17 protein-coding genes are annotated in these 23,072 nt (G+C 63.3%); 3 read left to right on the forward strand and 14 right to left on the reverse strand.

What is annotated here, in order from left to right:
* Window positions 1-19: 19 nt before the first annotated feature.
* On the forward strand, window positions 20-1,906 hold the full coding sequence (gene mutL / locus GAL01_RS10425) for a DNA mismatch repair endonuclease MutL (protein WP_082790740.1): 1,887 nt from the start codon (window positions 20-22) through the stop codon (window positions 1,904-1,906).
* 81 nt (window positions 1,907-1,987) lie between these two features.
* Window positions 1,988-3,730 carry a D-lactate dehydrogenase gene (dld, locus tag GAL01_RS10430; protein WP_062030716.1) on the forward strand — a complete coding sequence of 581 codons (1,743 nt, stop codon included), beginning with the start codon at window positions 1,988-1,990 and terminating at the stop codon, window positions 3,728-3,730.
* Window positions 3,731-3,745: 15 nt separating this feature from the next.
* Here the strand turns inward: dld and GAL01_RS10435 are convergent, their stop codons facing one another.
* From GAL01_RS10435 to GAL01_RS10455, 5 genes are all read right to left on the reverse strand, one after another.
* Window positions 3,746-5,890, reverse strand: coding sequence for a TonB-dependent receptor (locus tag GAL01_RS10435; protein WP_099253244.1), 2,145 nt, complete (start codon window positions 5,888-5,890; stop codon window positions 3,746-3,748).
* Window positions 5,891-6,005: 115 nt separating this feature from the next.
* Window positions 6,006-6,440 carry a DUF2946 family protein gene (locus tag GAL01_RS10440; protein WP_062030782.1) on the reverse strand — a complete coding sequence of 145 codons (435 nt, stop codon included), beginning with the start codon at window positions 6,438-6,440 and terminating at the stop codon, window positions 6,006-6,008.
* A gap of 105 nt (window positions 6,441-6,545) precedes the next feature.
* A complete protein-coding gene (locus tag GAL01_RS10445) occupies window positions 6,546-7,436 on the reverse strand; it encodes an EamA family transporter (protein ID WP_062030719.1) in 891 nt (296 codons plus the stop codon).
* Window positions 7,437-7,438: 2 nt separating this feature from the next.
* Window positions 7,439-9,454 (reverse strand): DNA topoisomerase IV subunit B, encoded by a 2,016-nt coding sequence (gene parE, locus GAL01_RS10450; RefSeq protein WP_062030723.1) that lies wholly within the window; start codon window positions 9,452-9,454, stop codon window positions 7,439-7,441.
* 80 nt (window positions 9,455-9,534) lie between these two features.
* The gene (locus GAL01_RS10455) at window positions 9,535-10,095 is read right to left on the reverse strand and encodes a hypothetical protein (protein ID WP_062030726.1); all 561 of its coding nucleotides are present in this window, start codon (window positions 10,093-10,095) and stop codon (window positions 9,535-9,537) included.
* Between the two features lie 216 nt (window positions 10,096-10,311).
* On the opposite strand from GAL01_RS10455, the gene GAL01_RS10460 reads away from it, so the two are divergent.
* Window positions 10,312-10,953: an Ig-like domain-containing protein gene (locus tag GAL01_RS10460; RefSeq protein ID WP_231865373.1), complete on the forward strand. Its 642-nt coding sequence runs from the start codon at window positions 10,312-10,314 to the stop codon at window positions 10,951-10,953.
* Window positions 10,954-11,091: 138 nt separating this feature from the next.
* Here the strand turns inward: GAL01_RS10460 and GAL01_RS10465 are convergent, their stop codons facing one another.
* The 9 genes from GAL01_RS10465 to gltX all read right to left on the reverse strand — a co-directional run bounded on the left by GAL01_RS10465 (window position 11,092) and on the right by gltX (window position 22,942).
* A complete protein-coding gene (locus tag GAL01_RS10465) occupies window positions 11,092-12,252 on the reverse strand; it encodes an OmpA family protein (protein WP_062030786.1) in 1,161 nt (386 codons plus the stop codon).
* A 155-nt stretch (window positions 12,253-12,407) separates the two neighbouring features.
* Window positions 12,408-12,749 carry a DUF1491 family protein gene (locus GAL01_RS10470; protein ID WP_062030730.1) on the reverse strand — a complete coding sequence of 114 codons (342 nt, stop codon included), beginning with the start codon at window positions 12,747-12,749 and terminating at the stop codon, window positions 12,408-12,410.
* Window positions 12,750-12,774: 25 nt separating this feature from the next.
* Entirely contained in the window at window positions 12,775-14,580 is a 1,806-nt protein-coding gene (locus GAL01_RS10475) for a S41 family peptidase (protein WP_082790741.1), read from the reverse strand.
* A gap of 144 nt (window positions 14,581-14,724) precedes the next feature.
* The gene (gene topA, locus GAL01_RS10480) at window positions 14,725-17,421 is read right to left on the reverse strand and encodes a type I DNA topoisomerase (RefSeq protein WP_062030737.1); all 2,697 of its coding nucleotides are present in this window, start codon (window positions 17,419-17,421) and stop codon (window positions 14,725-14,727) included.
* 25 nt (window positions 17,422-17,446) lie between these two features.
* Window positions 17,447-18,631, reverse strand: coding sequence for a DNA-processing protein DprA (gene dprA, locus GAL01_RS10485; RefSeq protein WP_062030741.1), 1,185 nt, complete (start codon window positions 18,629-18,631; stop codon window positions 17,447-17,449).
* A gap of 46 nt (window positions 18,632-18,677) precedes the next feature.
* On the reverse strand, window positions 18,678-19,310 hold the full coding sequence (gene plsY, locus GAL01_RS10490; protein ID WP_062030744.1) for a glycerol-3-phosphate 1-O-acyltransferase PlsY: 633 nt from the start codon (window positions 19,308-19,310) through the stop codon (window positions 18,678-18,680).
* Complete coding sequence (locus GAL01_RS10495) at window positions 19,307-20,593, reverse strand: dihydroorotase (RefSeq protein ID WP_062030745.1); 1,287 nt, start codon at window positions 20,591-20,593, stop codon at window positions 19,307-19,309. The genes plsY and GAL01_RS10495 overlap by 4 nt, the downstream gene beginning before the upstream one ends.
* On the reverse strand, window positions 20,590-21,531 hold the full coding sequence (locus GAL01_RS10500) for an aspartate carbamoyltransferase catalytic subunit (RefSeq protein ID WP_062030748.1): 942 nt from the start codon (window positions 21,529-21,531) through the stop codon (window positions 20,590-20,592). The genes GAL01_RS10495 and GAL01_RS10500 overlap by 4 nt, the downstream gene beginning before the upstream one ends.
* Complete coding sequence (gene gltX, locus GAL01_RS10505) at window positions 21,524-22,942, reverse strand: glutamate--tRNA ligase (protein ID WP_062030752.1); 1,419 nt, start codon at window positions 22,940-22,942, stop codon at window positions 21,524-21,526. The genes GAL01_RS10500 and gltX overlap by 8 nt, the downstream gene beginning before the upstream one ends.
* Window positions 22,943-23,072 lie beyond the last annotated feature (130 nt).

Raw genomic sequence — 23,072 nt, forward strand, 5'->3', positions numbered from 1 at the left:
CGGACGATGAGGAGGCATCGTGACCGAGGCCCCGTCCTTTCCCCGCCCCCCAAGCCGCCCAACAATCCGTCGCTTGTCCGGTCATGTGATCGACCTGATCGCAGCGGGCGAGGTCATCGAACGTCCGGCCGCCGCGCTGAAGGAACTGGTCGAAAACGCCATTGATTCCGGCGCAACCCGCATCGTGGTCGCGCTGCGTGCAGGCGGGACGGACCGGATCGACGTTACGGATAATGGCTGCGGCATGAGCCCGCTTGAGCTGGAACTGGCTGTCGAGAGGCACTGCACTTCCAAACTTCAGGACGACCATCTCGTCCAGATCCGGACGCTCGGGTTCCGGGGCGAGGCGCTGCCCTCCATCGGCGCCAGCGCGCGGCTTTCCATCACGTCCCGCACGCCCGATGCCGACACCGCCTGGTGCATCCGCGTTGATGGCGGCGTCATCACCCCGCCACAGCCCGCCTCCGGCCCGGTCGGCACGCGCATCGTTGTGACGGACCTGTTCTTTGCCACCCCGGCGCGCCGCAAGTTCCTCAAGAGCGCGCGTGTCGAGAGCGGGCATGCCGAGTCCGTCATGCGGCGGCTGGCCCTGTCCGCGCCCCATTGCGCCATGCGTGTCCTGCTGGACGACAAGGTCCTGTTCGATCTGCCCGAACAAAGCCCGATCAGTCGTGCGGCGTCCATCCTCGAGACCACACCCGATACGCTGATCCCGCTCGACGAACAGCGCGGTGCGGTGCGCCTGTCGGGTTTTGCCTGTGGTCCGGCCCGGACCCGGGCGACCGGATCGGGGCAGTTTATTCTGGTCAACAACCGCCCGGTGACGGACCCGATGCTCCGCACCGCCATTCGCGTGGCCTATCGTCCCGTCATCGAACGCGGGCGCTTCCCGGTCATGGCGCTTCATCTGAAAGTGCCGCTGGAACGGCTGGACGTGAACGTCCATCCCGCCAAGACGGAACTGCGCTTCGCCGATGAAGCCGAAATCCGCTCCCTCGTCATCGGCGGTCTGGGGCGGGCTCTGGGGCATGGCTCGAAGGGCGGCGGCGGCATCCATGCGAGTTTCGCCCCGCGGTCTTCCATCGTCTATCCGCCCCGGTCACCAGAAATCCGGCCTCCGGAACTGCGCGAGACGATGCCGGCGCTGCCGTTGCAGGCCAGCCTGCCCCCAGCCTCGACGTCAGGATCTGAGCGTGCACCCCAAACCCCGCAGGCCGCGCCCCGTCAGGGTTTCGCGGAAACGGACCCCGCTTTCGCTCCCGCCGCCCGCGCCCCGCAGCAGCCCGAGGCGCTCGATCCGGCGTTCCCGCTCGGCGCGTCCATCGCGCAGGTTTTCGACACCTACATTCTCGCGCTTGCGCCCGATGGTGACCTGATCCTCGTGGACCAGCATGCGGCCCATGAACGCCTGACCCATGAGCGTCTGCGCGAACAATACGCGAGCGGCGGCACCCTGCGTGCGCAGGCCCTCCTCCTGCCCGAAGTGGTAGATCTGCCCCGCCGCGAGGCCGAGGCCCTTATGGCACGGGCGGAGGATCTGGCCAGACTCGGGATCGACCTCGAATCCTTCGGCCCCGGCAGTGTGCTGCTGCGGTCGGTTCCGGCCCTTCTGGGCGCGCAGGACATTCAGGGCCTCCTGAAGGACGTCGCTGACGAACTGGCCAGCGATCCGGATCTGGATGCCGCCAGTACGGGAAGTTTCGCACATCATCTGGATGCCATTCTCGCGCGCATGGCCTGTCATGGAAGTATCCGCGCAGGTCGTCGTCTCAAGCCTGAAGAAATGGATGCCCTGCTGCGGGAGATGGAACGTACGCCGCGCGCCAATACCTGCTCGCATGGACGGCCCACATGGCTCAGACTGACACGACGGGAACTTGAACGCCTCTTTGGGCGCGTAAAATAACACGCAGGGTTGAAGAGTGGTTTCTTGCAGCCCCATGTTAGGACCAGCGGCGATCACTTTGCCGACAGGAAAGACAACAGAATGTCAGCGTCACTACAAGGCAGTTCCGAGGCCAGCTCAGAAGTCAGCGATGCCTCGCTTATCCACTCTCTCCGCGCCATTCTCGGGGCGCGACATGTCCTGACGACACCTTCGGCGACCTATCGCTTCCGCAAGGGGTTCCGTTTCGGCATGGGAGACGTGGTGGCGGTGCTTCAGCCGGGCAGCCTTGTCGAATTGTGGCGTGCCGCGAAGCTCTGCGCTGAGTCCGGTCGGATCATCATCATGCAGGCCGCCAATACGGGCCTGACGGGCGGCTCCACCCCTGATGGCAACGACTATGACCGGGGCGTGGTCATCATCAGCACAAACCGTCTGGACGGCATCCACCTGATTGGCGAGGGGCGGCAGGTCGTGTGTCTGCCCGGTTCCACCCTGCATGATCTGGAAGACAAACTCGCTGCCATTGGCCGCGAACCGCATTCCGTGATCGGGTCGTCCTGTATCGGTGCGTCGGTTCTGGGCGGTGTCAGCAACAATTCCGGCGGTGCGCTGGTCCAGCGTGGTCCCGCCTTCACCGAAATGGCGCTGTTCGGCCAGATGGGTCCGGACGGCAAACTGCATCTCGTCAATCATCTCGGCATCCGTCTGGACGGCAACCCGGAACAGATCCTCGCCGCCGTGCAGGCCGGACAGCTTCCCGAAGCCGCCATCGACTGGAACGCCGGACGCGGTCACGACGAAAATTACGCCACCCATGTCCGGGACGTGGATGCCAATACGCCCGCCCGGTTCAATGCCGATCCCAACCGCTGGTATGAAGCTGCGGGATGCGCGGGCAAGCTGGTCGTGTTTGCGGTCCGCCTGGACACATTCGAGGCGAACAAAAACCCGGCCGTGTTCTATATCGGGACGAACAGCACGTCCGATCTTGAAGACCTGCGCCGTCATGCCCTGACCCATTTTGACGAACTGCCGATCGCCGGTGAGTACCTGCACCGTGATGCGTTCGACATCGCCGAGAAATACGGTAAGGACACGTTTGCGGTCATCCGCTATTTCGGCACGAAATACCTGCCGAAATTCTTCTCGATGAAGTCCCGCTTCGACGTTTTCGCGCAGAAACTGCCGTTCCTGTCCGATCATTTCAGCGATCTGGCGATGCAGGTCCTCAGCCACTTCCTGCCGAAGCAGCTTCCCCGGCGCATGTGCGAGTACCGTGACCGTTTCGAGCATCACCTGATGCTCAAGGTCTCGGCCCCCATGACCGCGCCCGTTCGGACCTATCTGGAACAGTGGGCCTCAGGCACGGGGGGCGCTTTCTTCGAATGTACGCCCGAAGAAGGCAAGCTTGCCTTCCTGCACCGCTTTGCCGCGGCCGGTGCTGCCGTGCGGTACCGCGCAATCCACACGAAAACGGCCGAAGACATCGTGGCGCTCGATGTCGCCCTGCGCCGCAATGATCGTGAGTGGTTCGAGGTTCTGCCGAAGGAGATCGAGGACAAGATCATCGTCAAACTCTATTACGGTCATTTCTTCTGCCACGTGATGCACCAGGATTACGTGATCAAAAAGGGCTACAACGCCATGCAGGTGGAGCACGACATGCTCCCCGGACTGGACGCCCGCGGCGCGCGCTATCCGGCGGAACACAATGTCGGGCATCTCTACAAGGCGCCGGACGAGATGGTCGCCCATTACCGCAGCCTCGATCCGTGCAACTGCTTCAATCCGGGCATTGGCCTTGCGACAAAGACCCGGAACTGGGTTGCCGAGAGCGTCTGACGCTCCCGACTCTCCTTAGAATGCGGCGGTCAGGTTCATGTTAAAAGACCGCCCCATTCCCGGCAACGGCCCCAGAACACCCGTAGCGTCGTAATCCCCCAGCGAGAGGCCGCCCAGCGGCAGGTAATATCGCTGGTTCAGCACGTTCGCGAGTTCGGCATTGAGCGTGAAATACCGCCAGCGATAGCTCCCCCCAAGCCCCAGCAGAGCATAGCCGGGCGTGCGGGGCTCGTTGCGTAGCCAGTCCACGGTGTCCTTGGATTTCACGAGCGTCACCTCGACGCGACCTGTCCAGTTCTCATAGGTCTCGTGCAGCCCGATCAGGCCATTCGCAGGCATCTGGTGATACAGGCCCGAATGCGTCACCAGATCCACACCGCGCACCCAGTTGATGTTCCCGACCAGCTCGCCCCGTCCATAAGCCGTCCTGTCCCACAGACGCACGGAGCCTAAGGCATTGATGCCATAGCTCTGGGCGTTGTGATTGACGAAACCCAGCATCGACAGGCCGTTCGAGAAGCTGCTCAACCGTCGGACGTTAATGTAATTGTGCGTATAGGTATAAAACGGCTGGATCTTCAGATCCCAGTGCTGGGTCGGGTTCGGATCATGCCAGTCCACTGTGACACTGGCCGTATTCGCGACCTCGGGCGACAGGTTCAGGTTCCCCACATAGCCGTTGCCATCGCCAAACCAGCCGATCATCCGCGTCGCCATGCTGCCCATGCCCCAGGCATAACGCTCATAGAGGTTTGGCGAGCGCGTCTTGCGGGCATAACCCCCTTCGATGGACAGGCTGTCCAGTGGCTTCCAGCGGCCCGTCGCGGTCACGTCGAAATTGACGTCCGTGCGCCCGCGTGACGCCTGGTTGAACCGCTCCGCCGCCATCGCATCGGCCATGGACATCATCCCGGTCCAGGAATAGGGCGCGACCTTGCCCGTATTCATCATCACCAGATCGTTGCGAAATCCGAGCTGTGTGGAAAAGCGGGGTAGCCACTGCGCGTCCCATTCCGCGAAATGACCCAGCCGGTCCCGATGGCCGTTATTGATGTTGTGATAGGTGCTCGGCCCCATCATCATGCTGCCCTGAAGCGGCGGCCACCAGTCGTTCAGTCCGTTATGGTCGAAGGAGCTGCCCAGCTTGAGCGTGTGCTTCAGCCCGAGCGGAATGGTCGCCTTGATCGCATAGGTCGCCGTCCGCGCATCCGTATTCATCGGCATACCCGTGGTCGCGCTGTGACCGCCCTTGTCCGAAAGCATGTCCATGACATGCGTCACCCGCTGCCAGGAGCCGCGCACATCGAGCGTGCCCCAGTCGAAGTCGCCCTTGTACTTGCCGTTCACGAAGGTGGAGCGGTTATTGGTCATGTCCATGTACTGGTTGGGAAAGCCCTCATAGGGGATGTCCTGCTGACCGAAGGTCAGGGCCAGAAGATGGTTGGCCTTCTTCACGCCCAGCGTCACGGCATGGTTGAAGCTCAGATACTCGGTGGACCGCACCTGTTTCCCGCTCCCGCCTGCCTGATAGTCGCTGGCATGGGAATAGGACGCCGTATAGCGCAGGCTGAACATGTCATTGGCGACCGTCAAAGACCCCGAAGCCCCCGAGCCGCCGCCATTGCTGCGGTAATCGCCACGAACATGCCCCGTCACAAGAATATCGCCCGTTTTGGCAAATAGCGGGTCCTTGCGCTCGATCTCCACGGTTCCTCCGATGCTGTCTCCGCCCAGACTCACGGGCGTGATCCCCGCAATCGCTACCGCACGCGAGACGCTGTCTGGATCGACGTAGGACATGGCGGGATTCATATGGTTCGGACAGGCGGCATCAATCCGCATCCCGTCCACGAGCGTCGCCACCCGGTCGTCGGCCATACCGTTCAGGACTGGCAGGGCGGAGACACCACCTGCGGAATAGGTGCTGTAACCGAGTGCATGGTCCAGAAGATGCGCCGTATCCGCGCTGGTCGTCTGGGGCTGGTGTACGCCGATGACACGCAACTGTTCGGCCTTGGCGGATTCGACGGAGTCCGGCGGAGAGAGGGCATCCTGTGCAGACGCCGCTGAAAAGGTGCTCAGGGTAAAAATGATGGCCGTCAGGCACGGGCGCGCATGACCTGCGTTTGCGCCCGTACGCATACTGAAAAGGGGGAACATGATCCACATCCTCGACTGATCTGAAATCCAGTCACAGCGGATCACGCCCCGCAGGCCTGTCCCGAAAAAGACAGACTGCAGGTCCCTTCGTCCTCCGCCATGACCACAATGGGATTCAGAAGAGGCGAGGTGGCCCTCGGGATGGGGGAAGCAGCCGCCAGATCGCGGGAGGCGCACGCGGCGCACCGGGTGTCTGGCGGATCTGACGTCCTGGGGTCCCACAGGTTGGCAATACAGGCAGGCTGGCCAGAATGACCGCCAGAAGCTGTAACAGGGGACAAAGCGGGCAGGTGCCGTCATGCGAATGGTGATGATGCTGATGTCCAGCGGTCATGCCGGGCATCGGCCCGGACATGTGCTCCATCATCACCATGGGGGAAGGTGCAATGTCGATGCCCGTCAGGCGCTCGATCGTCGCCCGGGGACTTTCTTCGGGATAGGAACATCCTTGAAGAACGAGCTGCCCCAGAAACCCCAGAAGAACCACGGCGATGACTGCCAGCGCAGGCAAACCGGAGCGTCGGTTCGAAGGGGGAAAGAGGCGGGACATGACGCCCGCATCTGGCGCCCGCATCCCCTACCGGTCAAGAGCGCGAAATACGTCCCGACCCTATATTTCTGTCTGTTTTCAGCCGATTATAGGGCCCGCATTGCGTCAGTGCAGGGATTTCTGCCGTCCGGTCAGCACATTCCCCGCCGAGGCAGCAGCAATGCACAGTACGCCCATCCAGCGCATTGCGGACAGGGCCTCATGCAGAAACACGAATCCTGACAGAGCGCCCAGCATCGGCTCCATGCTCAGCAGGATCCCCAGATCGCGCGGGCTCAGGGTCCGCATCGCCATCATGTCCAGAATATACGGCACCGCCGAAGAGAGGACCGCCACGCTCAGCGCCGCCCCGCCCTGCCAGGGGTGGGTCAGGACCGTCGGGATCGTCGGGATCAGGCAGGGCAGAAGCAGGATGGCCGCCGTGCTCATGCCCAGTGTCGTGGCGACGGGTGCGGGGAACATTTTCCCCATCCGCGTGCCGGTCAGGATATAGACCACCCAGCCGCACCCGCTCAGAAGGGCCGCCGCCACGCCGAACAGGTTGAGCGACGCCAGACCTGCTGTCGGTCCTTCGGGGCGCAGCAGCAGGAACAGCCCCGCAACCACAAGCCCAGCCCAGCACAGATCCAGCCAGCGGCGGGAGCCGACCAGCGCCAGCGTCAGGGGGCCGGTGAACTCAAGAGCAACGACGACACCCAGAGGCAGCCGGACCAGCGCCACGTAAAAGCAGAAATTCATGATCGCAACGGCGGCCCCGTAAGGCAGCAGGAGCTTCAGCCGTTCGACCGTCAGCGTACCGCGTGTCGGGCGCCAGATGCACAGCAGGATCACAGCTGCCAGACAGACGCGCAGCCCCACCATGCCGGTCGGACCGAACAGCGGGAACAGTCCTTTCGCCAGCGTTGCGCCGATCTGAAAGGAGGAAATTCCCCCGATCAGACATCCGACGGCCTTGAGCTGGCTATGAGACTCCGTGGAGCTGGCCGGTGACGACACGCTCAGACGTCAAGCTCGTCAACGGAGCGGGCGTGTTCCTGAATGAAGCGGAACCGCAGCTCCGGCTTGCGGCCCATCAGGCTTTCCACACGCTCGCTGGTCGTCAGACGGTCCTCGGGCGGCGTGATGACGCGCAGAAGCGTCCGCCGGGCCGGGTCCATGGTCGTTTCCTTGAGATCCTTCACCGGCATCTCGCCCAGACCCTTGAACCGGGAGACCTCGACCTTCGCATTGGCCTTGAAATCGGTCTTGATCCGCCGCAGCCGGTCCTGATCGTTCATGGCATAGACCGTCTTTGGTCCATGCGTGATGCGATAGAGCGGAGGCTGGGCCAGATGCAGATGCCCCTGACGGATCAGTTCGGGCATTTCGCGATAGAAGAACGTCATCAGAAGCGACGCGATATGCGCCCCGTCCACGTCGGCATCCGTCATGATGATGACACGACCATAGCGCAGGCGGCTGATATCGAACGACGCCCCGATGCCGCAGCCCAGAGCTTCCGTCAGATCCCGAAGTTCCTGATTGGCCCGCAGCTTGTCGGTCGTGGCGGAGGCCACGTTGAGGATCTTGCCCCGCAGCGGCAGCACGGCCTGCGTCTCGCGGTCGCGCGCCTGACGGGCGGACCCGCCAGCCGATTCGCCTTCCACGAGAAAGAGCTCCGTCTCCGCCGCATTTTCACGCGTGCAGTCCGTCAGCTTGCCCGGCAGACGCAGCTTGCGCGTGGCGCTCTTGCGGGCCGTATCCTTGACCTCGCGGCGGCGCAGGCGCTCTTCCGCACGCTCCACCATGAAGGCCAGCAGGCTGTCTGCCTGTTGCGGATTACCGCCGAGCCAGTGGTCCACGCGGTCGCGCAGCGCCCCCTCGACCAGCCGTGAGGCCTCCTGCGAGGTCAGTTTGTCCTTGGTCTGACCCTGGAACTGCGGGTCGCGCACGAAGACCGAGAGCTTGGCGGCTACGGATCCCAGCACGTCCTCGGCCGAAATCGCAGCAGCCCGCTTGACCTTCCGCTGATCGCCCCAGGCCCGCAGCCCCTTCACCAGAGCCGCGCGGAACCCGGCTTCATGCGTGCCGCCCTGAGGCGTGGGAATCGTGTTGCAGAACGAGGACAGCGTCGCCGTTCCGCTCTCGAGGAAAGCCACAGCCCATTCCACGCGCCCACCCGTGCGGCCGTCGGCGGCAACCGGAAGGTCCACGTCTCCTGCCCAGAGCGGTGTCAGCAGATCCGGATCCGGCCCGAGTTCCGCGGAAAGGGCATCTTCCAGTCCGTTGGGGAATTGGATGGTGGCCTCGACTGGTGTCTCGTCGCCCGCCTTGATGAGGGAGGGTTCGCATTTCCACTGGATCGTCACCCCCCGGAACAGGGCAGCCTTGGAGCAGCACATCCGGTAGAGCCGGGCCGGGGAGAAATGATGGTTGCCGAAGATTTCCGGATCGGGCGTGAACCGCACCGTCGTGCCGCGCCGGTTAGGCGCGTTGCCGACTTCCGCCAGTGGGGCCAGCGAGACACCGCGCATGAAGTCCTGCCGGTACAGCGTCCTGTCCCGCGCGACCTCGACTTCCAGCTTCTCGGATAGCGCATTGACCACTGAACTGCCTACGCCATGCAGGCCGCCGGAGGTGTCATAGGCCTTGCCCGAGAATTTTCCGCCCGCATGCAGCGTGGTGAAAATCACCTCAAGTGCGGATTTTTCTGGAAATTTCGGATGAGGGTCGGTCGGGATGCCACGGCCGTTGTCGCGCACCATGAGCGTGCGCGGGCCTTCCAGCCGCACGTCGATGGTGGTGGCATGACCCGCCACCGCTTCGTCCATCGCATTGTCGAGAATTTCGGAGGCGAGGTGATGATACGCGGTATCATCCGTCCCGCCGATATACATGCCCGGCCGGCGCCGGACAGGCTCAAGCCCCTCCAGCACCTCGATGTCGTGGGCACCATATTCCGTATCGACCGGCCCCTTGCGGGACGTTCCGGTCTTGGGTTTGCCTGTCTTGCCTGACTCGAACAGATCGCTCATGTCTGCGTTGTCGCCGCCCCGCTACGGAACGTCAAGCAAACGCTTCGGGGCAGGGCGACCGTTGGCTTCAGAACAGGCTCTCAGGCGCGGTTCGTACGGCGTGTTGCGGTATTTTTCGTTACGCCCTTGCGGGAATGGCGATCCACTGTCGCCGGGGCTTCACAGCTCTCATAGGAGGCAGGCTGGGCCACATCCTTGGCTTCGGCGTAATGGGCCAGGTCGGCAGAGCTTTCGAGAGCATTGATCTCGTCGAACATCGCCTCGCGCTGCTGACAGAACACCGTGCCGGATTTCAGTCCGCCGAGCGACTGGATGTCGGCAAGCTGCGTGATGTAGTCGTCATGCTCGACCTGCGCGCGACGGCCATAGGTCGTGCGGAAATAGCTGTTCAGGCGCTCGTCCGCATTCAGCAGGGCAGGACGGAACTTGTTGACGAAGGCATTGTAGCGATCCTGCGCCTTGCACGACAGCGCCGTCACCATCAGTTCGGACTTCAGGCCGGCCACATCGAAAGCCTCATGGGCAGGCGAGTTGCCGCAGTCCGCAGCGCGGGCGGACAGGGGATGAACGGCAGCAAGCGTAGCGCAGGAAAGCCCGGCAGCAAGCAGGCCCTTGACGGAACGACGGAAGATCGACGGCATTGACAGACTCCACAAGACCGGATCGACCGGCCACAACCACTGGAACAGACTACCTGCGGTCGACCCCCGGCGAAAGCTGATTCTGCGTCTGAGGAACGTGCGGCAAGCCCTTCATCCGAAACATGATTTCATGGCAGAAAAGGGGCGCCATGCCTCTTGGCGCCAATTTATCGGCCCTGTGGCACAAAATACCGTCAAAAAGGCCGGAGCATCAGGATGCAGCCTTTCGCGCCGTGCCGTCCTGCTCTACATGCGAACGTCTGTCTGCTGCGGAAACGCGGCCTGTCCTGTCACGATGCGTTGGAGTTGACCGTGCGTCTGCGAGGTTCTGCCATTACCCTGGGTTCGGCACTTGCCGTGTCCCTGCTTCTCTCCGGCTGTGCCCAGCAGCCGATCGTTCAGCGTTCCGTGGCTCCGAATCCTTTCGGTTACCAGCGGGCATCCGCCGTCTGCCACGTCTCCGCCGTCAAGAAGGCTGCCGATGGCACGATGAGCGTGGACATGACGGTCCGCAGCGATGACGGACTGTGCTCCATCGCCATCCAGAAGCCGATGGGAGGCAATTATGCGTCCTTCGGCGTCAATCCCCCGCCGACACATGGCAAGGCTTTCCTCTACAATTATGACGGCAAGACCTATGTGGACTACACGCCCGCCACGGCTTATGCCGGAACGGATTCGTTCACGGCCGAGCTGATCCCCGGTGGCGGTCAAAAGCGCGAGCATCTGACGATCCACGCCACGGTCGATGCAACCGGTGTGGTTGTCGCAAAGCCGCCCGCAGTCGTTGCCCCTACACCGACCAAGGCACCAGCCAAGAAGGCTTCCGTTCGTCACACGACGCGCCGCAAGAAATAAGAGATCCATTTCTGGATGGACCGGAACAGGGCGGGGAGAATTCTCTCCGCCCTTTTTCATGCCTGACAGACACAAAAAAAACCGGCGGCTCCACAGGAAGCCGCCGGTTGACTGGCAAGCAGGACCTGTTCGCAGGTCTTACTTGAAGTCGATTTCCACGCGCCGGTTCTGCGGCTCGCGCGTATTGGCGGCCGTGACCACCAGCGGATGATTCTCGCCAAAACCCTGTGTCGTGATCATGCCCGCAGCCACGCCGTCTCGTACCAGCTCTTCCTTGACGGCGCTGGCACGACGCTGGGACAGCGCCATGTTGTAGGCTTCGCCCCGATGTCCCGGATGGGCCGCCGAACTGTCGGTATAGCCACTGACTTCGATATGGGTGACCTGAACGGACGTGGAATTGCGCGCGGCGGCTGCAACCACAGCCTTCGCCCGTGTGCTCAGCGTGGCCGAATCCCAGTCGAAGAACACCAGATAGGTGCGGGTGGGAGCCGGTCCCGGAATCGGCATTGGGGCTTCAACAGGCTTCGGCGGCGGCGGAGCCGGATTGAACTCGTAACGCAGACCCAGCATCAGCGAATGGTTGAAGTCTGTTCTTGTGTCGCGGTTGCCGCTGGACACGCCGAATTCCTTCGTCTTGTCCCAGCCCCCATAAATCCCGGTCGCCGTGGCATGGTGCCCGTTCGGCCCCATCAGCGTGTAAAAGCGGTATTCCGCTGTGGCCGACAGACCCACGACCCAGGGAACGGGGAAGGACAGGCCGAAAATGCCCTGATAGGCAAAGTTTCCGGCCGTGCCGCCCACATGCTGGTCGAAGGCGCCGTTCGGAGCATGAACATAGGTGTTCATCGCCTGCCAGCCATAGCCGATACCAGCGCCGAAATACGGGAAGACCCAGGATTTGCCGATATCCATGTCGAACAGCGCATTGGCCATGACGCCATAGCCCTGCTGACGCCCGCCGACAGAAGACGGGAAGGTGCTGGAGCGGAACTGCTGCAGACGGTTGTTGCGGTAGTTGCCCTCGACCTCGACACGGAATCCGTTCCCGAGGCCGTATCCCAGACTGCCGATTCCGGTCACGCCGGCCTGATAGTGGTCACGTCCACTCGGAAAGACAGGTGACAGGCGGGCCGTCTGGTCCTGGTTGAAGCTCGCACCGCCCTCACCTGCAACATACAGCCCTTTGACGGGCTGTGCGGTTGCGGCTTCCATGACAAGCCCGGTGACAAGCATCGAAACGCCTGCAGTGAACCCGGCACGGGTCAGCCAGGTCCTGACAACGGATCGGTGCGTCATGTCCATTTTTCTCCAACCAGCCAAATCTGCCAACCTTACCGTGTGTGTTCTTGCCGAAAGCTCGGACGATGGCAACGCATCACACGGCACAATGCCGCATCATGCAGTTTTCTTTATGGCAGGTTCGCCATGTGCTGTGTCTTCACTCCCACAGTTTACGCCTCTTCGTCCAGATCGAGCCTGCGCGATCCGAGGGTCCGCTCGATGGGCTGGGAGACGTCGCGCATCTCAAGCTCGATGATCCACAGATCAGGATCATACTGTTTCTGCCGCTCCAGATAGGCGTCCACGCTGGCGGCATCAGTGGCATCCACGCGGGTCCAGCCCGATCCGTCCTCCCGCAGCACGCCGGTCCCGCCCGAACGGTCCGTCAGGACGATCAGGACCGCACCGGCATCCTCGTCTCCCTTTTTCAGAACCATGGCAGAGGTTCCATCCGAGGAAATACGGCGCAGGACAGCTCGTATCCAAAGCCCTGTTTTCAATCGTGCGCCCATGACCGTTTCCGTTCGTCCTGCAAGGTTAGTGGAGGGGCGCGCTGTTCTCGTCGGGAACAGACTCCAGAGCCGCCTTGTAAGCGGCAGGGGAAGACAGCAGCGCCTTTGCTGCGTCCATATCGGCGTCCGAGCCGATGGCGGCCGGACAGTGCTTGCGGATCTCGAGGATTTTCGCAACCGGAACCGGATAGCGGGCGCCCCGTGCCATCTGTACGGCCTCGCCCTGAAGGCTGTTTCCCGCTTTCAGGGCGGAAAGCTGCGCCTGAAGCGCCTCCGCCCCAAGGGACGTGCAGATCTGCGGCATCACGCCCAGCCCCTGGATTGGCCAGCCCAGCGGAGCCTGGTTGCGACTCCACGTCACGAACAGTTCGCCGCCATTCGGCATCTGGCCGATCACCTGCACGAGCCCCTTGCCCAGCGTCTCGCTCCCGATCACGACGGCGCGCCGGTGATCCGCCAGTGCGGAAGCGAGAATCTCGGCCGCGCTGGCCGTCCGTCCGTCCACGAGGACGACCACGGGGGTTCCGTTGGTCATGTCCCCGCCCTGAACGGCCCAGATATGGTTGGCCAGAGGATTCCGGCCCTGCGTGGTTACGGCGACGCCATGATCCAGCAGGAGGGCCGCAGTGGTCACGGCCTGTTGCAGGACGCCACCGCGATCGCCGCGCAGATCGAGAATGATGCCCGCAGCCTTGCCTTTCCCCGGCGCTGGAGTGGGAGCGTCCGGGGTCGGTTCGTCCACGACCTGGTCGATATACTGGCTGATTTCCTCGGCCGTCTGGGTCGAGAAGGACGAGACGCGCAGAACGGTGAAGGGGCCCTCGGTAGATGCAAACACGGTTTCCGGTGGAACCTGCACCCGTTGCAGCCTGTAGGCCGTGGGACGGTGTCCCTTCGCCGCGATCCCCAGCGTGACGGAGCTGTGCTCGTCTCCCTCCAGCCAGTCCTGAACGGTTGCGGCATCCTGACCATGCGTGGAGCGTCCATTGACGGAGACCAGATGCTCGCCCGTATCAACACCCGCTTCCCAGGCCGGACCGTTGGCGTTGACGGCCGTAATCACGATGGTTCGTCCGCTCTGTCCGAGGCTCAGCCCTACCGTCCCCGTGCTGCCCGTGCGCCGTGTCCGGTCCGACGTCGCGGGGGAGGGGCCAAGATAGCGGGAATAGGGGTCGAGATGATTGAACAGCTCGTCAAAGAACCCCTGCAACAGCGCATCTGACCCCGCGTCCCGCAATGTGGAGGAATGCTGCCAGGCCGCCTGCATCGCTGCGGTAACCAGATCCGCCCAGGCGGAGTGACTGCCCGCAGCAGGCAGGGCCCGGCTGAAGAGCACTGTCTGCCCCTGAAGAACGCTCAGTGTCGCAGGGAGGGGCGCATCGACGGGTTTGTCAGCTGCGGTGGCCGTTCCGGGGGCATGGACGACCGCAGGTGCCGCGGTCGTGGGCTGTGTGACCGTGACGGACAGGGTCGGGTCGATGGCGGTCAGACCATCCAGCCCCCAGACGCAGAAATCCCGCGCGGAATGGGCTTCCAGCGTTCGCGGCTCCAGAAAACCGAGAGCTGCGATCAGAACGTCCCGCGTGATGGATGCCGAAAAAACGGGAGGTACTGGCGCAGCAGGAGGCACGGCCGTTGACGTGGCGGGAGCAGGGGTGGCTTCGACAGGACGGGCGGCATCCGGTCCGGCCCCGGTCGGTGCCTGAGCTTCCGCCCGACGGCTGTGGAGGGCAAGGACGAAGATGCAGAACGCCAGACACAGCGCCACACGACATGCCGCCTTGCGGCTGCGCGGCATGAAAAAGGTCACAGGGCGGGCGGCATGACGCAAGACGGGGTCCTTGGAGACGGGACGGCAAAAGAAGGCTGCTCCCGTAACGCGACCACGCCACAAACTTCAGCCACGGTAAAGACTTGCCAGATCAAATCTGGGGTCGGCAGTGCCATCTGGCAACACTGCCGACCCGATCTGTTTTCAGTCTTCCGACGACGTGTCGGAAACAGTCTTACGCTTCCGCGGCGTTGTGGTTTTCGTCTTTGTGGCAGATTTGGCCGGGATACGCTTCGTTACCGTCTTCGGAGCGGCCTCGCCTTCTTCCGAAGACGCAACGGCTTTCTTGGCCTTTGCCGTTTTCGGAGCCGCTTTTTTCGCGGAAGTTTTTTTTGCGCCGCCTTTCAGGGGTTTGCCCTTTTCCGCCAGAAGCGCCACCGCTTCATCGAGCGTGACCTCCTCCATGTCCTGCCCCTTCGGCAGGTTGGCGATCAGCTGACCATGCTGGGCGTAGGGGCCGAACCGCCCCTTGCGGATCATGACCGCTTCTCCGTCCTTGGGGTGTGGTCCCAGATTGCGGATGGAGGCGAGCTTTTTTGCCAGCGAATCCACGGCCCGGTTCAGCCCGACGGTCAGGACGTCGTCGTCCTTGTCGAGCGTGCCGTAGATGGCCCCCATCTTCACATAGGGCCCGAACCGACCAAGGCCAGCCTCGATCTTCTCGCCCGTTTCGGGGTGAAGGCCGACCAGACGCGGCAGGGAGAGCAGGCCCAGCGCCTGTTCTATGGTCATGGTGTTGCCATCGAGGCCCTTGGGAATGGTCGTCCGCTTGGGCTTGGCCTTCTTGTCCTCGGGATTGGGTTCGCCGCGCTGGATGTAGAGCCCGTACGGCCCGCGACGGATCGAGATATCCTCGCCGGTGTCCGGGTCCTGTCCCAGAACTTTCGGGCCGTCATTCAGACCTTCGGTATCGCCTTCCTCGGCCACCAGACGGCGGGTGAACTGGCAGGTCGGATAATTCGAACAGCCGATGAACGCGCCGAACTTGCCAAGCCGCAGGCCCAGCCTCCCGGTTCCGCAGGACGTGCAGACGCGTGGATCGCCGCCATCGGGGCGGGGCGGGAAGAAATGCGGCCCGAGGTCCTCGTCCAGAGCGTCGATGACGTCCGAGATTTTCAGGTCCTTGGTCTGCGCCACGGCAGCGGAGAAATCATGCCAGAACGCTGCCATGACGTCGTGCCAGTCGGCACGGCCGCCCGAAATGTCGTCAAGCTGTTCTTCAAGTGAGGCCGTGAAGCCCGAATCCACATAGCGCTCGAAGAAGGACGTCAGGAACGCCGTGACCAGCCGTCCACGGTCTTCGGGAATAAAGCGCCGTGCATCCAGCCGCACGTAATTGCGGTCCCGCAGCACGCCCAGAATGGAGGCATAGGTCGAGGGACGGCCAATGCCGATCTCTTCCATTTTCTTGACGAGCGAGGCTTCCGAATAACGCGGAGGCGGCTGGGTGAAATGCTGTTCGGCATCCACGGCGCCGGTCGTCAGGCGATCGCCTTCCTTCATCGGTGGCAGGAGCTTACCGTCTTCGTCCTCGACCTTGGTGTCGTCCCGGCCTTCGATATAGAGCTTGAGAAAGCCGTCGAATGCGATGGTCGAGCCCGTGGCGCGCAGAAGCGTCTGACCGCTGGCATCAGCCAGCGTCACTGCGACCTGATCCAGTTCCGCCGACTGCATCTGCGAGGCGACGGAGCGCTTCCAGATCAGGTCGTACAGCTTTTTCTGTTCGGGTGTCAGCGCATGAGCGACGTCCTGGGGCGTCAGGAAAACATCCGTCGGGCGGATGGCCTCATGGGCCTCCTGCGCATTCTTGGCCTTGGTGGAATAGGCCCGCGGGGAATCCGGCACATAGTCGTCCCCGAACGCCTTGCCGATATGCCCGCGGATGGATCCGATGGCTTCCTTTGCCATCGTCACACCGTCGGTTCGCATATAGGTGATCAGACCGGTGGTTTCGCCGCGCAGATCCACACCTTCGTAAAGCTGCTGCGCCGTGCGCATCGTCGTTTGTGCGCTCATGCCGAGCTTGCGGGAGGCCTCCTGCTGAAGGGTCGACGTCGTGAATGGCGGCGGTGGATTGCGCTTGGTGCGCTTGCGCTCGACAGAGCGGACCGTGAACTGGCCGCCCAGAACCGTATCGCGCGCTCCGAATGCCAGCTGTTCGTTGTTCAGGTCGAACTGGTCGAGTTTTTCACCCTTCAGATGCGTCAGACGGGCCTGAAAAGCGGCCTTGCCGGGCGTCGTGAAGCCGCCGGTGACGGTCCAGTATTCCTTGGGGCGGAAAACCTCGATTTCGGCTTCGCGCTCACAGATCAGACGCAGCGCCACTGACTGCACACGCCCGGCACTCCGGCTGCCCGGCAGCTTGCGCCACAGGACGGGAGACAGCGTGAAGCCCACCAGATAATCCAGCGCGCGGCGGGCCAGATAGGCGTCGATCAGCGGGCGGTCCAGCTCACGCGGGGCCGCCATCGCCGCCGTGACGGCCGATTTGGTGATTTCGTTGAAGGTGACGCGATGGACGTCCACGTTCTTCAGAAGCTTCTTTTCTTCCAGAACGCTGCGGACATGCCACGAAATCGCTTCGCCTTCGCGATCCGGGTCAGTGGCGAGATAGAGGTTTTTCGCCCCCTTCAGCGCCTTCGTGATGGCGGAGATCTGCTTTGCGCCGCGTTCATCCGTCTGCCAGCTCATGGCAAAGTTCTCGTCCGGGCGCACGCTTCCGTCCTTGGGCGGCAGATCCCGCACATGTCCGAATGAAGCGAGCACGGTATATCCGCTTCCCAGATACTTGTTGATCGTCTTGGCCTTTGCCGGGCTCTCGACCACCACAACGTCCGTCATCGCCACTCCGGTATTCCGCGTCACTTCAGTTCGGCAGCAACGCCACGCGTCCGCCGGGCACAAACTCCACAACCCCGCCGAGCTCCAGCTCGGCCAGCGTCGCAAGCACTGCCGACACGGAGAACTGGCAGCGGCGCACCACATCGTCAACTGCTACAGGCGTCACGGAGAGAAGAGGCCGCACGCTCTGCTGCACCAGATCGGGGTCAATCCAGCCGGCATCGGGGATGTCACCCCATGCGGACGATGGTTCGGAAAACCCGGTCAAAGGCGGGGTGTGGCCTGCTGAACGCTGCCAGGGCACGGGGTCGCGTGCGGGAAGTTCCAGCGGCGAGGCCTGAAGAATATCGTCAATATTTTCTGTCAGGGTCGCCTGGCCCGTTTTCAGAAGATGATTGCCGCCCCGTGACCGCGGATCGAGCGGCGAGCCCGGCACGACCAGAAGTTCGCGGTTATAGGACTGGGCCAGATCAGCCGTGATCAGCGTGCCGGAGTCCAGCGCGGCCTCAATGATGAGGCAGCCCAGCGAAATCCCGGCAATCAGGCGGTTTCGTCGTGGGAAATGGCGGGCCAGCGGCACGGTTCCCAGCAGGGCTTCCGTCACCAGACAGCCCTTTTCGGCAATCTGTTGCTGAAGGGATGCATTCTCGGGCGGATAGACATGATCCAGCCCTCCGGCGATCGCGGCCACCGTCAGGCCCGGATAGAGGGCGGCGGCATGCGCGGCCGAGTCGATGCCCCGCGCCAGCCCTGAAACCACGCAGATTCCGGCATGGGCCATTTCGGCCGCAAGGCTTTCGGCAATCCGGATTCCCGCAGCCGAAGCATTGCGTGCTCCCACAATCCCCACGGACCGCATCGACAGTTTGTCGACATTCCCGAGCGTGAACAGGACAGGGGGCGCATCCGGCACCCGCGACAGCAGGAGCGGATAGTCCGCATCCCCCCGCAGCAGCATTTTCCCACCCAGTTTTTCAAGGCGCTCCAGTTCGTCTGCCATGCGGGAGACGGACGGAATGGCAGGATCATCCTGACGTCCCGCCTTGCGCATCCGTCCCGGCAGGGCCGCCAGAGCAGCTCCCGCGCTGCCATACTGCGTCATCAGTCGCGCAAAGTTGACCGGACCGACGCCCGGCGTCTGCGACAGGCGTAGCGTGTCGATTCGGTCTGTTGCGGATATGACGGGAGAGGGGGCTGCGGAAGCTGTCATAAGGTCTTTCTCCTTAAGGCAGATTCCTTAACAGGCACTTAAAATCTTAGGAACGGGGCGCTTGGTCCACGCTCACGCGCGGCTCTTGGCCCGTTAGAAGGCGCGCAATATTGCTCCAGTGCCGGGCCCAGATCAGCAGCGAGACGAGTAGCGTCGCCACAGGAATGGGGGAGTGCAGCGTGCGTCCGGACAGCAGCACCATCAGCACCGGCGCGAGCAGAAACGCCGCCAGAGCGCCGGCTGAGGAAATCCGGCTCAGGCGTGCGACCAGCAGCCAGACCACACAGCAGCCCAGCCCGACCGGCCAGGACAGGACCCAGATCGTTCCGAGCCCTGTCGCGACGCCTTTGCCGCCCCTGAAGCCGAGCCAGACCGGAAAACAGTGCCCGAGAACGACGGCGACGGTTCCCACAGCCATGGTCATCTCGCCCGCACCGGGGAAGAAAAACCGTGCGATCAGGACCGCTGCAGCTCCCTTGAGCGCATCCAGCAGCAGCGTGGCCGCCGCCAGACCGCGTCGTCCCGTGCGCAGAACGTTGGTTGCGCCGATATTGCCCGAACCGATCTTGCGGATGTCCCCGCCGCCAGAAAGCGCCGTCAGCAGAAGCCCGAACGGGATGCTTCCGATGACGTAGGACACGAGAAACAGCAGAATGAGCTGTGCCTGAAAACCGCTCAAGACCGTGCCTCCGCCAGTCCGTCAGCGGTGAAGACTTCCATGCCCCGCTTGAACGTCCGCAGGACACGGCCTTTCAGATTCCGGCCGTCAAACGGTGTGTTCTGGGCGCGTCCCGGCAGCTCTCCGGCGACCACTGTCCATGATCCTTCCGGATCGAACAGGCACAGATCGGCATCGCTCCCGATGGCCAGCGTTCCGGCATCAAGGCCCAGCAGGGCAGCCGGAGCGGACGTCACCAGCCGCAACGCATCTACAAGCGGCAGTCCCGCGCCCAGTGTCACACCCAGCAGCGTGACCAGTCCGGTGCCCCCGGCGCGGGCCTGTGCAAAAGGAAGCCGCTTGTCATCCGCATCCGCCGGAGCATGGTCTGAGGCTACGGCGTCAATCGTTCCGTCCGCCAGCGCGGCACAGACGGCCTGCCGGTCGGCGTCGTTGCGCAGGGGGGGCGAGAGTTTCGCGTAGGTGCGGAAGTCGCCGATATCGTCTTCGGTCATGGCAAAATAGGGCGGCGCCGTATCGCAGGTCACGCGTACGCCCCGGCTCTTGGCCGTACGGATCAGGTCCAGCCCCTCTGCCGTCGAGACATGCGCGAAATGCAGCCGCGCGCCTGTCATGGCCGCCAGACGCAGATCGCGGGCGATCATGATGGCCTCGGCTTCGGCCGGAACCTGCGGCAGACCCATTCGCACCGCGCGGGCTCCGGCCGTGGCACACGCGCCTTTGGCCAGAGACGGATCTTCCGGATGCTGCACCACGATGGCGTCCAGAAAACGCGAATAGGACAGCAGGTTGCGCATCTGCTTGGCGTCTGAAATCGCGCGGGTTCCGTCCGTGAACGCCACGGCTCCGGCGTTACGCAACAGCCCGAGTTCGGCCATTTCGCCGCCCTCGCAGCCGCGCGTCAGCGCGCCGTAAGGATGGATCGAGACCATACCCGTCTCTTCGCCCCGGACCCGCAGCAGATGCACGAGGGCCGGATTGTCGATCGGTGGCGAGGTGTTGGGCAGGACCGCCATGGTGGTAATGCCACCCGCGACGGCAGCCCGCGCCCCGGAAGACACGCTCTCACGGTACTCCGACCCCGGCTCCCCGAGTGCGACGCGCATGTCCACCAGCCCGGGACACAGCACGGCTCCTGCGCCATCAATGATCCACGCGCCTTCGGGAACCGACCCGTCTTCGCAGGCGACGATCTTCCCCTGGCGCACCACAAGTCGCCCGGTCTCATCGCGGCCCGAAGCCGGGTCGATCAGTCGGACATTTTCAAAAACGATATCGCTCATACCGGCATCCGTGCCCGGGACAGACGGTCCAGAACCGCCATCCGCACAGCCACGCCCATCTCAACCTGTTCGGAAATCACGCTCTGATCCGAATCCGCCACGTCCGAGGCGATTTCGACGCCACGGTTCATTGGGCCCGGATGCATGACGAGCGCGCCAGGATTGGCCAGCGCCAGACGGCGGCGGTCCAGTCCGAAGAAATGGAAATATTCCCGCGCACTTGGCACCAGACCCGCCCCCATGCGCTCCTTCTGAAGCCGCAGGGACATGACGACATCCGCGCCATCCAGCGCCTTGTCCATGTCCGAATACAGCGCGACATTGCCGAGCTCAGCCATAGCCCCTGGAAGCAGCGTCGGTGGTCCGACCAACCGCACCCGGTTTCCGAATGCCGTCAGCAGATGGATGTTGGAGCGTGCCACCCGGCTGTGCCCGACATCCCCGCAGATGGCGACCGTAAGGCCCTCAAGGCGACCGAAATGCCGGCGGATGGTCAGCGCATCCAGCAGCGCCTGTGTCGGATGTTCATGCGTGCCGTCGCCCGCATTGACGACGCTGGCTTCGACTTTCTGCGACAGCAGGGCCGGCGCGCCGGACTGCGCGTGGCGGATGACCAGCAGGTCACAACGCATGGCGTTCAGCGTCGCCGCCGTATCTAGCAGCGTCTCGCCCTTGTTCACCGAACTTGTGGCGACGGACATGTTGATGACGTCCGCGCCAAGCCGCTTGCCCGCGAGTTCGAAACTCGTGCGGGTGCGGGTGCTGTCTTCGTAGAACAGGTTGATGACTGTCCGCCCCCGCAGCGCATCACGCGGCGCGGAGCGCGAGCGGCTCAGCAGCGCATAGCTCTCCGCCAGATCGAGGAACGGCACGAGCTGTTCGGCCGACAGCCCCTCGATTCCCAGGAGATGCCGGGGGACGGAGGGCCGCTCAGCCATCGGTGGACGCGGAGGCGAGAACGGCTGCGATGCGGGCCAGAACCTCGTCCTGTCCCAGCGCCGCGAGCGTCAGGTCAATACCCGGAGACGTCGTGGAGCCGGTCATGGCCGCGCGCAGCGGCTGGGCCACGGAGCCGAGCTTGATCTCATGTTTTTCAGCATAGGCGCGCAGCGTTGCATCGACGGTTTCGGGCGTGAAGTCCGAAAGTGCGGCCAAATCCCTGCCTACGCCCTGCAGAACCGTGCGTCCGTCCTCGCCCAGCAGCTTCTCGGCCTTGGGGGTGAAGGTCAGGGGCAGGGTGAAGCCTGCGAAAGCGGCATTGTCCGCCAGTTCCACGAGCGTTTTTGCGCGCTCCTTGAGGCCCGGCATCATTGCAAGAATGCGTGCGCGGGTGCGCTCATCGGTGACAACGCCGTCGCGGCCCTGAAGGCGCTGCATGACGTCATCCGTCAGGCGCACATCATCGGCGACGCGCATCCAGATCCCGTTCAGATGCGCCAGCTTGACGTAATCCATCCGGGACGGGGAGCGGCCCACGCCATCCAGATCGAACAGCTTGATCTGCTCTTCGCGGGACAGGACTTCGGCATCGCCATGACCCCAGCCCAGACGCAGCAGGTAGTTGCACAGGGCTTCCGGCAGATAGCCTTCCTCGCGGAAATCCACGACGGACTGTGCGCCATGGCGCTTGGACAGCTTGGCGCCGTCAGGACCGTGGATCAGCGGCAGATGTGCGAAATGCGGCAGGTTCCAACCCATGGCGCGATAGATCATGGCCTGACGGAACGTGTTCGTCAGATGATCGTCACCGCGCATGACATGGGTGATGTCCATATCGTGATCGTCGACGACCACGGCATGCAGATAGGTCGGCGTACCGTCCGAGCGCAGCAGGATCAGGTCGTCCATTTCGGAATTTGCAACCCGGACTTCGCCCTGCACCAGATCCTTGATGATCGTCTCGCCGTCACGCGGGGCCTTCAGACGCACGACATAGGGTGCACCGGCGGGCGCTTCGGACGGATCGCGGTCCCGCCATGTGCCGTCGTAACGGGGCGGGCGCTTCTCGGCCATGGCCTTCTCACGCATGGCGGTCAGTTCTTCGGGGGTGCAGAAGCACTTGTAGGCCTGACCCTTTTCCAGAAGCTCAAGCGCCACTTCCGTATGGCGGTCCTGCCGGGCGGACTGGAAAACCGGTTCCGCATCCGCCTCGATTCCCATCCAGGCCAGACCGTCAAAGATCACGTCCACGGCTTTTTGAGTGGAGCGTTCCTTGTCGGTGTCCTCGATCCTCAGGAGGAATTCGCCGCCGTGATGACGGGCAAAGAGGAAATTGAACAGGGCGGCGCGGGCGTTGCCGACATGCAGCAGACCCGTCGGGGAGGGGGCAAATCGCGTACGGATGGTCATGCCGCCGTCATATCATGCTCTGACCTGCGCTTCCATCCGCCTGCGCCAGCGGGACTGCGACGCTCCGTCACGCACCATCGCTTTACAAAAAGCTAAGGTTCTTCAAGCGCGTGTGATTTCCAGCCGCCTC

The organism is Gluconobacter albidus (assembly GCF_002723915.1).
Classification (GTDB): Bacteria; Pseudomonadota; Alphaproteobacteria; order Acetobacterales; family Acetobacteraceae; genus Gluconobacter; species Gluconobacter albidus.

Coding starts and splice junctions, on each gene's coding strand:
- GAL01_RS10465 (WP_062030786.1), bottom strand. CDS start 12,252: ATGACGCACCGATCCGTTGTCAGGACCTGGCTGACCCGTGCCGGGTTC.
- parE (WP_062030723.1), bottom strand. CDS start 9,454: ATGAGCGATCTGTTCGAGTCAGGCAAGACAGGCAAACCCAAGACCGGA.
- GAL01_RS10470 (WP_062030730.1), bottom strand. CDS start 12,749: ATGGGCGCACGATTGAAAACAGGGCTTTGGATACGAGCTGTCCTGCGC.
- GAL01_RS10460 (WP_231865373.1), top strand. CDS start 10,312: ATGCAGCCTTTCGCGCCGTGCCGTCCTGCTCTACATGCGAACGTCTGT.
- topA (WP_062030737.1), bottom strand. CDS start 17,421: ATGACGGACGTTGTGGTGGTCGAGAGCCCGGCAAAGGCCAAGACGATC.
- GAL01_RS10435 (WP_099253244.1), bottom strand. CDS start 5,890: ATGTTCCCCCTTTTCAGTATGCGTACGGGCGCAAACGCAGGTCATGCG.
- GAL01_RS10440 (WP_062030782.1), bottom strand. CDS start 6,440: ATGTCCCGCCTCTTTCCCCCTTCGAACCGACGCTCCGGTTTGCCTGCG.
- dld (WP_062030716.1), top strand. CDS start 1,988: ATGTCAGCGTCACTACAAGGCAGTTCCGAGGCCAGCTCAGAAGTCAGC.
- GAL01_RS10455 (WP_062030726.1), bottom strand. CDS start 10,095: ATGCCGTCGATCTTCCGTCGTTCCGTCAAGGGCCTGCTTGCTGCCGGG.
- gltX (WP_062030752.1), bottom strand. CDS start 22,942: ATGACCATCCGTACGCGATTTGCCCCCTCCCCGACGGGTCTGCTGCAT.
- dprA (WP_062030741.1), bottom strand. CDS start 18,631: ATGACAGCTTCCGCAGCCCCCTCTCCCGTCATATCCGCAACAGACCGA.
- GAL01_RS10495 (WP_062030745.1), bottom strand. CDS start 20,593: ATGAGCGATATCGTTTTTGAAAATGTCCGACTGATCGACCCGGCTTCG.
- GAL01_RS10500 (WP_062030748.1), bottom strand. CDS start 21,531: ATGGCTGAGCGGCCCTCCGTCCCCCGGCATCTCCTGGGAATCGAGGGG.